Origin of the sequence: Sphingomonas silueang (genome assembly GCF_040049155.1) — a bacterium.
In the GTDB taxonomy this organism is placed as follows: Bacteria; Pseudomonadota; Alphaproteobacteria; order Sphingomonadales; family Sphingomonadaceae; genus Sphingomonas; species Sphingomonas silueang.
Genome location: NZ_JBDZDK010000001.1, coordinates 352,394 through 364,035, shown reverse-complemented (window position 1 = coordinate 364,035; position 11,642 = coordinate 352,394). Strand labels below are relative to the sequence as shown.

Below are 11,642 nucleotides of genomic sequence, written 5' to 3'. Positions count from 1 at the left end.
ATGAACAGACTGTTGGCCGTGATCGATGCCGGGGACCGGGAGGTCCAGGCCACCCTGGCGGCGGAAGCCCTGCGCAAGGCCGCGCAGACCGAGGGCCGCGCGCTGGAGATCAGGGTGCGCCGTACCGGGCAGCCGGTCGAGGTCGCGCCCGACGACGGCGCGACCCTGCTGCTGGTCGGCGACGACGACGGCACGCTCGGCCAGCGGGCCGACCGGCGCCTGAGCCTCGACGCGGTGCTGACCGACCCGGTCGGCGCGCTGCGCGATACGGACGGCGACGTTCCGGCCGCCGCGCGGCCCATCCCGTCGATCGTCGCGATCACCTCCTGCCCGACCGGCATCGCGCACACCTTCATGGCGGCGGAGGGCCTTGCGGAAGGCGCGAAGCAGCTGGGCTATCCGATCCGGGTGGAGACCCAGGGGTCGGTCGGCGCGGGCACGCCGCTGACCGACGAAGAGATCGCGAACGCCGAGATCGTGCTGATCGCCGCAGACCGCGAAGTCGATCGCGCCCGCTTCGCGGGCAAGCGCGTGTTCACGAGCAACACCAAGCCCGCGATCACCGGCGGCGCGAAGCTGATCGAGCGCGCGCTGGCCGAAGCCACGGTACAGGGCGCCGCCGCGACGGCGGCGCATCCCGCGCCGTCCGGCGCACCGGAACGCGCCGGCCCCTACAAGCATCTGATGACCGGCGTGTCGTTCATGCTGCCCTTCGTGGTGGCGGGCGGCCTGCTGATCGCCCTCGCCTTCGCGCTGGGCGGGATCCACGCCGGTGACGATGCCGCCGCGGGCACGCTTGCCCACACGCTGTTCCTGATCGGCGCCAAGGCGGGCTTCGCGCTGATGGTGCCCGCGCTCGCGGGCTATATCGCCTATTCGATCGCGGACCGGCCCGGCATCGCGCCCGGCATGATCGGCGGCATGATCGCCGCCACGCTCGGCGCAGGCTTTCTGGGCGGGATCGTCGCGGGCTTCATCGCGGGCTACGGCGTCGACCGGCTCAACCGCTGGATCCGGTTGCCGAAGAACCTGACCGGGTTGAAGCCGGTGCTGATCCTGCCGCTGCTCGGCACGCTGCTGACCGGGCTGCTGATGTATCATGCGGTGGGGGGGCCGGTCGCCGCCGCGCTCGCCTTCCTCACCGAATGGCTGCGCTCGATGCAGGGGTCGAGTGCGATCCTGCTCGGCGTGATCCTCGGCACCATGTCGGCGTTCGACATGGGCGGCCCGGTGAACAAGGCGGGCTATGCCTTTTCGGTCGGACTGGTCGCGTCGCAGGTCTACACCCCGATGGCGGCGACGATGGCGGCGGGCATGACCCCGCCGCTCGGCATCGCGCTGGCGACCTTCCTGTTCCGCCAACGCTTCACCGCCGAAGAACGCGAGGCGGGTGCGGCGGCGGGGGTGCTGGGCCTCGCCTTCATCACCGAGGGCGCGATCCCGTTCGCGGCGCGCGATCCGTTCCGCGTGATCCCGTCGCTGATGGCAGGTTCCGCCGTCGCGGGGGCGATCTCGATGGCGTTCGGCGTCGAACTGAAGGTGCCCCACGGCGGCATCTTCGTGCTGCCGATCCCCGGCGCGGTGACGCATCTTGCGGCCTATGCGCTCGCGATCGTGGCGGGAACGGCGGTGACGGCGCTGCTCGTGGGTGCGCTCCGCCGCGCCCCGGCGCCCGTTCCCGCCGCTGCCGCCGCCATCGCCTGAACCACCACCGTCCCGGTCGATCCGACCGGCCCGAAGGAGCCCGACCCATGTTCCTGTCGCTCAAGGGCGCCTGCACCGCAGGCGTCGCCGCCCTCGCCTTGTCCTGTGCCGTCGCCCCTGCCGCCCATGCGCAGGACGGTTCCGTCACCGATCCCGCGGCACCGCCGCCGCCGATCCTGCCGAACCGCGAGGCCGATACCGCGCGCCCGTTCCAGCCGCTGGCGGGGGACGGCATCACGCTGGCGCTCAACTACACCGGCGAGGCGGCGGGCAATGCGAGCGGGGGCCTGCGACGCGACGCCGCCTATACCGGACAAATCTATGCCGGTGCCGATCTCGACATGGACCGTATCGCGGGGATCGGGGGCGGCGCACTCCATTTCGCCGTCACCAACCGGCACGGCGAAAGCCTCTCCGCCATCGCGATCGGCAACAACACCTCGGTCCAGGAGGTGTGGGGCACGCAGAATACCCACCTCGCCATCCTGACGTGGGAGCAGAAGCTGCTCGACGACCGGCTGACCGTCGAGGCGGGGCGCAGCCAGGCGAACATCCACTTCCTGAATTCGCCGCTCTACTGCAATTTCCAGACGAATTCGGCGTGCGGCAACCCGACCTTCGTCTTCAAGAACAGCAATTTCACCTATTTCCCCGCGTCGAGCTGGATGGCGCATGCCCGCTTCCAGTTCACGCCGCGCTGGTTCGCGCACACCGGCGTCTATGAGGTGAATCCCGATCGCAAACGTCCGAACGACAGCGGCTTCAACTTCAGCACCCGAAACGCGACCGGCGTGATCGTGCCGTGGGAAGCCGGGTACGGCGACGACGGCTATGCCACGCGCCTGCCCGGCCATTACATTCTCGGCGGCTGGTTCGATCGCGGCGACTATGCCGATCCGTTGCGCGATGCCTCGGGCGGGATCGCGATCCTGACCGGACGGCCCGCGGCGACGCTGAACGGGCGCTCGGGCCTGTATTTCCGGTTCGACCAGATGCTGACCCGGCCCGATCCGGCGTCGAAGCGCGGCCTTGCCCTGTTCGGTGTCGCCATGACCAACCTGACGGGCCGCGTCGAGGAGAGCCGCTTCCTCGAACTCGGGCTGCTCCAGACCGGCACCTTCGCGGGGCGGGACGCCGATACGATCGGCTTCGTCGTCAACGACCAGCGGTTCAGCGATCCGGCGATGGACCGGATGCGCGCGGCGCGCATCTCCGCCGGTGGCGACGGGAACATCCGCCGCCACCAGTATATGATGGAACTGGCCTATGGCGCGCAGCTCGCCCCCGCCGTCCGCATCTCGCCCAACATCCAGTACATCCTGCACCCCGATCAGACCGGCGCGCCGTTCCGCACGAAGGACATCGGGGATGCGCTGGTGTTCGGGTTCAAGTTCACGGTCGACGCGCCGACGCTGCTGGGGCGGCGAACCGGCGGATAGAGCGTGTTCAGTCGACGCCGGTCATCGCCAGCAGCGCGAAGCTCGCGAGCCAGTGTTCGCCCATATAGTCGCCCGCCACCTGATCGAGCGCGGCAGCCAGATGCGCGTCGGCGGTCGCGTCGAGCAGTTCGCCGGCCGCAGCGCCGACCGCGGGTGCGATCGCCCGCATCGCCCATGCCCGGCTGAGGTTCAGGCCGTCCAGATGCGCGATCCGCCCGTCGCTGCGGTCGCTGACCCGCGCCGGTTCCAGCAACGCGGCAGGTTCGCCCTCGGCAAGCCGGGGCAGGAAGTCCGCGAACCAGGGGGCAAAGGCGTCGGCGGGCAGCAGGCGCTGCATCGCCATCGCCTCCATCAGCACGGGCGACAGGAAATCCTCGCCGCCCGGCTCCCACGCCGGTGCCGACCGGTCGGTGCCGAACCAGCACCGCGCCCGCTCCGCCATCAGCTCGCGCAACGCCGCATCGCCCACGACCCGCGCGTACCGGTCGGCCAGCACCAGCGCGAAGGCGGTGTTGGCATGGGTGCCCGCCCGTACCGGATAGGTCATCAGCGGCAGATGCGCCCGCCAGCGCGCGGCGAAGGCGTCGGCGAGCGGGCGCAGCGTCGCGGCATGCGCGCTTCCCGCGACCACCAGCTCGCTGTGCAGCATCAGCAGCCACGCCCAGCCATAGGGCCGCTCGAACCCGCGCGACAGCGGCCGGTCGAGATAGGCGCGCTCCGCCGCCACCTTGTCCGCGGTGAAGGCATCGGCGAACAGCGCGTCGATCGCCGCGACTTCGGCCAGATCGGGAAAGCGCCGCCGGATGCGCGCGAGCAGCCAATAGCCGTGGACGCAGCTGTGCCAGTCGAAGCTGCCGAAGAAGATCGGATGCATCCGGCGCGGCAGATAGGCGTCGGCGTCGCCCGCCATCACATGATCCGCCTTGTGGGGATATTCGCGGGTGACGTGGCCGAGCGCGATGCGCGCGAAGCCTGCGGCCTGCATGGGGGTCATCGAACGAGTCCTCCGGGAAAGGCGCATGCCGCCAGCACCGCGATGTTGAACGCCAGCAGGATGAGGGCGGTCGGCCACTGCACCCGGATCACGCCGAACCGGTCGCGCAGTTCGAGGACGGCGGTGGGCACCATGTTGAAATTGGCCGCCATCGGCGTCATCAGCGTACCACAGAAGCCCGAGAGCATGCCGAGCGCCGCGACGATCGCCGGATCGCCGCCGAACTGGCGGATGACGATCGGCAGGCCGATCCCGGCGGTCATGATCGGAAAGGCGGCAAAGGCATTGCCCATCACCATCGTGAACAGCGCCATGCCGACGCAATAGGCGATCGTCGCCAAGACCGGCGTGTCGAGCGCGACCAGGCTCACCACCGCATCCGCCACCACCTTGCCCACGCCCGCCAGCGCGAAGACGCCGCCCAGCGCCGCCAGCATCTGCGGCAACACCATTGCCCAGCCGATCGCATCGACCAGCCGCCGCGCCTCCATGACCGGTGCGGATCGCGGCGGGCGGGTGAGGCGCACCGCCAGCAGCAGCGCGATTCCCGCGCCGACGACCAGCGCGACCAGCGTCACCTGCTTCGGATCGATCACCGCGACCCCGGCGATGCGCCCGTCGCCGATCGACAGCGTACCCGCCAGCGTTACGGCGGGGATCGCCAGCGCGGGCACGAACAGCCATTTGCCGAGGCGCGATGCCTGCGCGGCCTGTGCCTGCGGCGCGCTGCCGGGGGGCAACGACGGGCGCAGCCCCCGGGTCGCGAGGCCGACCATGACCAGTACCAGGCACCCGTTCAGCAGGTCGGGCAGCCACGGCCCGGCCCCGAGCAGCGCCGCGAACACGCCCCAGAAGCCGGTGTTGCGCCACCGCGTCGGCTCGGCCCGGTCGCGCGCATGGTGGAGCGCGACCGCCGCGGGCAGGATCGCCGCCGCGATGCCGAGCGCGTCGAGCCCGATCATGCGCGGCGCTTCAGGCGGCGGTCGAGCAGCAGCAGCCGCGCACCATGGACGAGGAACGCGGTGAGCGCGGTCGGGATCGCCCAGACCGCAACCTCGAGCGGCGCGACGCTCACCCCGTCCTGTTCGAGGATCGCGCGGATCAGCAGGATCGATCCGACCGCGATGAACACGTCCTCGCCGAAGAACAGCCCGATATTGTCGGCGGCGGCGGCGTGCGCGCGGATATGGTCGCGCGTTGCGCGGTCGAGCGGGCGATGCTCGTCGCGCTCCTCCGCCCCTTCCGCCATCGGCGCGACGATCGGGCGCACCATCGGCACATGGCCGCCGAGCGAGATCAGCCCCAGCGCGGCGGTGATCTGCCGCAGCGCGAGATAGCCGAGCAGCACCCGCCCGGTCGTCGCCCGGCGCAGCCCCTGGACGATCGTCCGCGCCTTGACGCGCAGGCCCGCGCGTTCGAGCAGCCCGATCGTCGGCAGCGCGAGGAACGGCACCGCAAGGAAGCGCGCATCGACGAACGCCTTGCCGATCATCCCCACGACCTCGACCGGGCCATGCCCCGCCGCCGCGGCGCTGGCCAGCGCGGCGACGGTGACGACCAGCAGCGGGTTCACCCCCAGTGCGAAGCCGATGATGATGATCGCGATCCCCGACAGGACCAGCATGACGCCCCCTCCCCTTACAAGGTCCCGGCGGCGCGGGCCGCCCGACGGCACCGGCGCGACGGCGGGATGCGCCGGGGACATGATGATGCGCCCGCCCGTGCCATGTCCCCGTTCCCCTTCACCGGCGAAGGGTTGCGCCGCCGGGCGAATCTGTCAATCCGGCGGGCGCATTCGTCGATCGGGGGAGCAGGGGCATGGCAGGCTGGTCGTTCTGGATCGATCGGGGGGGCACCTTTACCGATATCGTCGCGCGCGCACCCGACGGAACGCTGCACACCGCCAAGCTGCTGAGCGAGAACCCCGAACGCTATGCCGATGCGGCGATCGCGGGCATTCGCATGATCCTCGGCATCGACGACGACGCCGCCCTGCCGGTGGACCGGATCGATGCGGTCAAGATGGGGACGACCGTCGCCACCAACGCGCTGCTGGAGCGCAAGGGTGCCCGCACGCTGCTGGTGGTCGATCGCGGCTTCGCCGACCTGCTGGCGATCGGCGACCAGACCCGGCCCCGGCTGTTCGACCTCGCGGTCCGCCGCCCCGATCCCTTGTACGACGCCGTGATCGAGATCGGCGGACGGATCGATCGCGACGGTGCGGAAGTCACCCCGCTGGACGAAGCGGAAACCCTCGCCCTGCTCGCCGCCCGGCGTGCCGAAGGGTATGCGGCGGTGGCGATCGCGCTCACCCACGGCTGGGCGCACGGCGCGACCGAGGCGCGGGTCGCCGACCTCGCCCGGCAGGCGGGCTTCGCCCAGGTATCGGCCAGCCACATGGTCAGCCCGCTGATCGGTCTGGTCGCGCGGGGCCGGACGACGGTGGTCGATGCCTATCTCTCGCCGGTGCTGCGCCGCTATGTCGACCGGGTCGCGGGCGCGCTCGGCCCGGTGCCGCTACAGTTCATGCAGTCGAGCGGCGGCCTCACCGATGCCCGCGCGTTTCAGGGCAAGGACGCGATCCTCTCCGGCCCGGCGGGCGGCGTGGTCGCGGCGGCGCGGACCGCAGCCTCCGCGGGCTTCGACCGGGTGATCGGGTTCGACATGGGCGGCACCTCCACCGACGTCGCGCTCTATGCCGGGCGGTTCGAGCGGGTGCTCGACGCGACGGTCGCAGGCGTCGAGATGCGCGTGCCGATGATGGCGATCGAGACAGTCGCGGCGGGCGGCGGGTCAATCCTCCATTATGACGGGTCGCGGTTCCGCGTCGGCCCCAACAGCGCCGGTGCCGCACCCGGCCCCACCTGCTACCGCCGGGGCGGGCCGCTGACCGTGACCGACGCCAATGTGCTGGTCGGCAAGATCCGGCCCGCCGATTTCCCGGCCGTGTTCGGCGCGAACGGCGACGAACCGCTCGACGTGGACGCCGCCCGGCGCGGCTTTACCGATCTGGCCGCGACCATCGGCATGGACGACCCGCGCCGGGTTGCCGAGGGGTTCCTCGACGTCGCGGTCGCGCAGATGGCCGCGGCGATCAAGCGCGTCGCACTCGAACAGGGGGAGGATGTCGCCACCTTCGCGCTGCAATGTTTCGGCGGCGCGGGCGGGCAGCACGCCTGTCGCGTCGCCGAAGTGCTGGGGATGCGCACCGTCCTGATCCACCCGTTCGCGGGCGTGCTGTCGGCTTACGGCATGGGACTGGCCGACAAGGCGGCGATCCGCCAGCAGTCGGTCGAGCGGCCGCTGGGCAGCCCGCTGGACGATATCGTCGCCGCGCTGGGCGCCGAAGCGGCGCGGGAGGTCGGGCCGGGCGCACGGCAGGTCGTGACCGTCCGGCTGCGCTACGACGGGACCGATACCGCGCTCGGCGTCGATCGGGCGGATGCCGATGCGATGCGGTCCGCGTTCGAGGGGGCCCATCGCGCCCGGTTCGGCTTCGTCAGCCCGGATCGTGCGATCGTCGTCGAAAGCGTGGTGGTGGAGGCGATCGTGGCGGGCGAACCGGTTACGCCGGTCCCACTGCCCCCGCGTGGCGGTGGCCTTCCGCCACCGGTCGGCCATGTCGCCGTCTGGACCGGCGGGGCCGAACATCGCACGCCGGTGCACGACCGTGCCGACCTGCGTCCCGGCGACCGGATCGCCGGTCCGGCGCTGATCCGCGAGGCGATCGCCACGACGATGGTCGAGCCCGGCTGGCGCGTGACGGTGGGCGACGGCGGCGAACTGGTCCTGCGCCACGACCATGCCGCCGCACGGGGCGAGCCCGATCCGATGACGGTCGATCCGGTCCGGCTCGAACTGTTCAACACCCGCTTCATGGGGATTGCCGAGCGGATGGGCGTGGTGCTGCGCAATACCGCCAGCAGCGTGAACATGAAGGAACGGCTCGACTTTTCCTGCGCGCTGTTCGACGCGAAGGGACGGCTGGTCGCCAACGCGCCGCATGTGCCGGTGCATCTGGGGGCGATGGGCGAGAGCGTCCGCACGATCATCGCCAGCCGGGGGGCGACGCTGAAGCCCGGTGACGTCGTCGCGCTGAACAACCCGTTCAACGGCGGCACCCACCTGCCCGACGTGACGGTGATCGCGCCGGTATTCGACGAAGGCGGCCGCACCATCCGCTTCTTCGTCGCCAATCGCGGCCACCATGCCGACATCGGCGGCCTGACGCCCGGATCGACCCCGCCGCACGCGCGCACCCTCAAGGAGGAAGGCGTGGTGATCGACGACTTCCTGCTGGTCGACGGCGGCACCTTGCGGGAGACGGCGTTTCGCGACCTGCTGGCGCAGGCACGCTATCCGGCGCGCAGCCCCGACACCAACGTCGCCGACATCAAGGCGCAGCTCGCCGCGAACGCGACCGGCATCGCCGAGCTGAACGCGCTGGTCGCCGCCGGCGGCTGGGGGGTCGTGCAGGCCTATATGGGCCATGTCATGGCCAATGCCGAGGAAAGCATCCGCCGCGTGCTGACCCGGCTGTCGGATGGCGCGTTCGACGATGCGATGGACGACGGCACCCCGCTGAAGGTGCGCGTGACGATCGACCGGACCAAGCGTGCGGCGACGATCGACTTCACCGGCACCGGGGCGGCGAGCGACGGCAATTTCAACGCGCCGCCCGCCGTCACCCGCGCGGTCGTCCTCTATGCGTTCCGCTGTCTGGTCGGGGAGGATATCCCGCTCAACGAAGGCTGCCTCGTGCCGCTCACCATCGTCATTCCGGAGGGCTCGTTCCTGTGCCCCCCGCCGGGCCGTGCGGTCGTCGCGGGCAATACCGAAGTCAGCCAGGCGGTGTGCAATGCGCTGCTGGGCGCATTGGGCGCGTCGGCGGCGGCGCAGGGGACGATGAACAACTTCCTGTTCGGCAACGACCGCTACCAATATTACGAGACGATCTGCGGCGGGACCGGCGCCGGTCCCGGTTTCGCGGGCACCGCCGCCGTGCACAGCCACATGACCAACACCCGCATCACCGACCCCGAAATCCTCGAGCACCGCTATCCCGTGCGGCTCGACCGCTTCGCGATCCGGCGCGGATCGGGCGGGGCCGGCGCGCGGCCGGGCGGCGACGGGGTGATCCGCGCGATCACCGCGCTGGAGCCGATGACCGCCACCATCGTCGCGTCGCGCCGCACGATCGCTCCGTTCGGCCTCGACGGCGGCGGCGACGGCGCGGTCGGCACGCAGCGGGTCGAGACGGGCGACGGCGGCATCCGCCCGCTGTCCGGCGTCGATCAGGTCGAACTGATGCCCGGCGATCGTATCGTGATCGAGACGCCCGGCGGCGGCGGCCATGGCGTACCGCGGGCGGGCTTTCGCGACGCAAAGGCGGTTGCTGGACCCTGATCCAGTTGCGTGGAAGCGGCGGCGATCCGCGGTGCGCGGGGCTGGGTCCTGCCGGTCGACGTCGCGGCCAACGATAGCGGCAGCATCGATTATAGGACGAAGTAGGTCGCCGGGCCGTCCGCTCCGCTCAGCCCGCCCGCCGCGTCCAGCCGTGCATGTCGAGCCAGCGCACGAAGGCATCGAACCAGCCGGTGCTGGTCGTCGGCTTGGGATACATGCCGAAGCCGTGGCCGCCCTGCTCGAACAGGTGGAACTCGACCGGCCGCCGGGCCGCGCGCCAGTTGTCGATCAGGCCATAGCCCGAATGGGCGAAGAACGGATCGTCGGCGGCCAGCGCCACGAACAGCGGCGGGGCGTCCGCCGGGACCGTCACCGCCGCCAGCGGCCCATAGATGTCGGCGACGAACGCGGGCTTCGCGTCCCCGCCGGCCAGCGTCGTGGCGATCGTCAGCATCGCTCCTGCCGAAAAGCCGACCATGCCGATGCGATCCGGATCGACCCGCCACGCCGCCGCCCGCCGCCGGATCAACGCGAAGGCCGCGCGCGCATCGGCGATCTGCGGCGCAAGCCCCGCGATCTGCTCCTCCGGCGTCTGGCGGGACGGGCGCGCCGTGGCCGAGAACATCTCGGCCATCGATCGCTCGAAGGCGGGCATCGTCGCCGGAGTCTGGCGCAGGCGGTACTTCAGCACGAACGCCGCCACCCCCCGCGCGGCGAGCGCACGCGCGACGGCCCAGCCCTCATTCTCCATCGACAGCGTGCGGAACCCGCCGCCGGGGGCCACCACCACCGCCGTACCGGTCGCCTTGGCCGGATCGGGCAGGAACGGGGTGAGCGTGGCTTCGCGGACGTTGCGGGCGAACACGCTGCCATATTGTTCGTGCCAGCCTTCCGCGATCGCGGCGTCGGGCAACGTACCGGTCCCCAGCGGGATCGCATCGGGCTGCGCGGGCGTGGCGATCGGGGTCATCCGCGCGTCCTGTGCCGCGGCGGGTCCCGCCGTCAGCGGCAGCAGCGCGGCGGCGAGCGCCGTCCTCCAACAGTGCATGTCCTTCTCTCCCGATCAGCGGATACGCCTGCGCGCCGGTGTCTGCACGACCGGTCGCATGGTGCCGTCCCGATTATAATGGAGCGGATAGACGGTGACGGCGCGGCGGCCGATCGCCCCGCTCTGGTCGCCCACCGCCAGATCCGCGTTGTGCGCGAACAGGTACCACCGGCCCCGGAACGCGGCGATGCCGGGATGGATGGTGAAGCTGTACCGCCCCGGCCCGGTCAGCAACCCGCGCGGCGTCCACGGCCCCCGGATCGACGGGGCGGTCGCATAGGAGATATGCTCGTCGCGCTGCGTCCGCCGGTCGAGCGAGGCATAGGTGAGGTAATAGGTCGCGCCGCGCTTGTGCAGCCACGGCCCCTCCTCGAAGAAGGGCGGGGTGATCTCGGTGATCGGCCCGTCCAATGTGATCATGTCGGGCTTCAGCCGCGCGATATAGCATTGCCGGTTGCCCCATGCGATCCACGTCGTCCCGTCGTCGTCGGTGAAGACGGTGGGGTCGATGTCCTCCCAGCTGTGCGTGCCCTTCGGCGTCATGTCGTTGGTGACGAGCGCCGCGCCCTTCGCGTCGCGGAACGGGCCGGTGGGAGCGTCCGCCACCGCCACCGCGATCGCCTTGCCCGGATGCGTCGCGTCGTGCTCGACCGCGGCATAGAACCAGAATCGACCGTTCTTCGCGATCACCTGCGAAGCCCATGCGTCCTTCTGCGCCCAGGCGAAGTCGGCGACGCGCAGGATCGGCCCATGGTCGGTCCAGCGGTGCATGTCCCTGGTCGAATAGACCAGCCATTCGCGCATGTTGAACATTTCGTCGCGCTGCGCCTCGTCATGACCGACATAGAGGTACAGCGTGTCGCCTACCACCAGCGGGGCGGGATCGGCGGTGAACTTGTCGCGGACGATCGGGTTGGCACCGGGGCGCGGGGCCGCCCCGCCCTGCGCACAGCCGGTCACCGCCAGACATAGCGCCGCCGCCGCCAGCGCGCCGGATATCCGCATCCTGCCCCGCCCGGTCGCGTCCGTCGATGTCGCCACGGGGCACATG

8 protein-coding genes are annotated in these 11,642 nt (G+C 71.1%); 3 read left to right on the top strand and 5 right to left on the bottom strand.

Annotated elements, in window-relative coordinates:
* Complete coding sequence (locus ABLE43_RS01545) at nucleotides 1–1,704, top strand: PTS fructose transporter subunit IIC (protein WP_348976701.1); 1,704 nt, start codon at nucleotides 1–3, stop codon at nucleotides 1,702–1,704.
* A gap of 47 nt (nucleotides 1,705–1,751) precedes the next feature.
* Complete coding sequence (locus tag ABLE43_RS01540) at nucleotides 1,752–3,143, top strand: carbohydrate porin (protein WP_348976700.1); 1,392 nt, start codon at nucleotides 1,752–1,754, stop codon at nucleotides 3,141–3,143.
* Between the two features lie 7 nt (nucleotides 3,144–3,150).
* Here ABLE43_RS01540 and ABLE43_RS01535 read toward each other — a convergent pair whose 3' ends face one another.
* The 3 genes from ABLE43_RS01535 to ABLE43_RS01525 are packed head-to-tail and all read right to left on the bottom strand — an operon-like array spanning nucleotide 3,151 to nucleotide 5,761.
* Nucleotides 3,151–4,137, bottom strand: a complete 987-nt coding sequence (locus ABLE43_RS01535) for a DUF2891 domain-containing protein (RefSeq protein ID WP_348976699.1) — start codon at nucleotides 4,135–4,137, stop codon at nucleotides 3,151–3,153.
* Entirely contained in the window at nucleotides 4,134–5,099 is a 966-nt protein-coding gene (locus ABLE43_RS01530) for a DUF979 domain-containing protein (protein ID WP_348976698.1), read from the bottom strand. Before ABLE43_RS01530 ends, ABLE43_RS01535 begins: the two co-directional genes overlap by 4 nt.
* A complete protein-coding gene (locus tag ABLE43_RS01525; protein WP_348976697.1) occupies nucleotides 5,096–5,761 on the bottom strand; it encodes a 5-oxoproline transporter, DUF969 family subunit in 666 nt (221 codons plus the stop codon). The genes ABLE43_RS01530 and ABLE43_RS01525 overlap by 4 nt, the downstream gene beginning before the upstream one ends.
* 194 nt (nucleotides 5,762–5,955) lie before the next feature.
* Between ABLE43_RS01525 and ABLE43_RS01520 the strand changes: the two genes are divergently transcribed.
* Nucleotides 5,956–9,543 (top strand): hydantoinase B/oxoprolinase family protein, encoded by a 3,588-nt coding sequence (locus tag ABLE43_RS01520; protein WP_348976696.1) that lies wholly within the window; start codon nucleotides 5,956–5,958, stop codon nucleotides 9,541–9,543.
* Nucleotides 9,544–9,670: 127 nt separating this feature from the next.
* Here the strand turns inward: ABLE43_RS01520 and ABLE43_RS01515 are convergent, their stop codons facing one another.
* Nucleotides 9,671–10,591, bottom strand: a complete 921-nt coding sequence (locus ABLE43_RS01515) for an alpha/beta hydrolase (RefSeq protein WP_348976695.1) — start codon at nucleotides 10,589–10,591, stop codon at nucleotides 9,671–9,673.
* 15 nt (nucleotides 10,592–10,606) lie between these two features.
* Nucleotides 10,607–11,632: a glycoside hydrolase family 43 protein gene (locus ABLE43_RS01510; RefSeq protein WP_348976694.1), complete on the bottom strand. Its 1,026-nt coding sequence runs from the start codon at nucleotides 11,630–11,632 to the stop codon at nucleotides 10,607–10,609.
* Nucleotides 11,633–11,642 lie beyond the last annotated feature (10 nt).

Coding starts and splice junctions, on each gene's coding strand:
- ABLE43_RS01520 (WP_348976696.1), top strand. CDS start 5,956: ATGGCAGGCTGGTCGTTCTGGATCGATCGGGGGGGCACCTTTACCGAT.
- ABLE43_RS01540 (WP_348976700.1), top strand. CDS start 1,752: ATGTTCCTGTCGCTCAAGGGCGCCTGCACCGCAGGCGTCGCCGCCCTC.
- ABLE43_RS01545 (WP_348976701.1), top strand. CDS start 1: ATGAACAGACTGTTGGCCGTGATCGATGCCGGGGACCGGGAGGTCCAG.
- ABLE43_RS01535 (WP_348976699.1), bottom strand. CDS start 4,137: ATGACCCCCATGCAGGCCGCAGGCTTCGCGCGCATCGCGCTCGGCCAC.
- ABLE43_RS01515 (WP_348976695.1), bottom strand. CDS start 10,591: ATGCACTGTTGGAGGACGGCGCTCGCCGCCGCGCTGCTGCCGCTGACG.
- ABLE43_RS01525 (WP_348976697.1), bottom strand. CDS start 5,761: ATGCTGGTCCTGTCGGGGATCGCGATCATCATCATCGGCTTCGCACTG.
- ABLE43_RS01530 (WP_348976698.1), bottom strand. CDS start 5,099: ATGATCGGGCTCGACGCGCTCGGCATCGCGGCGGCGATCCTGCCCGCG.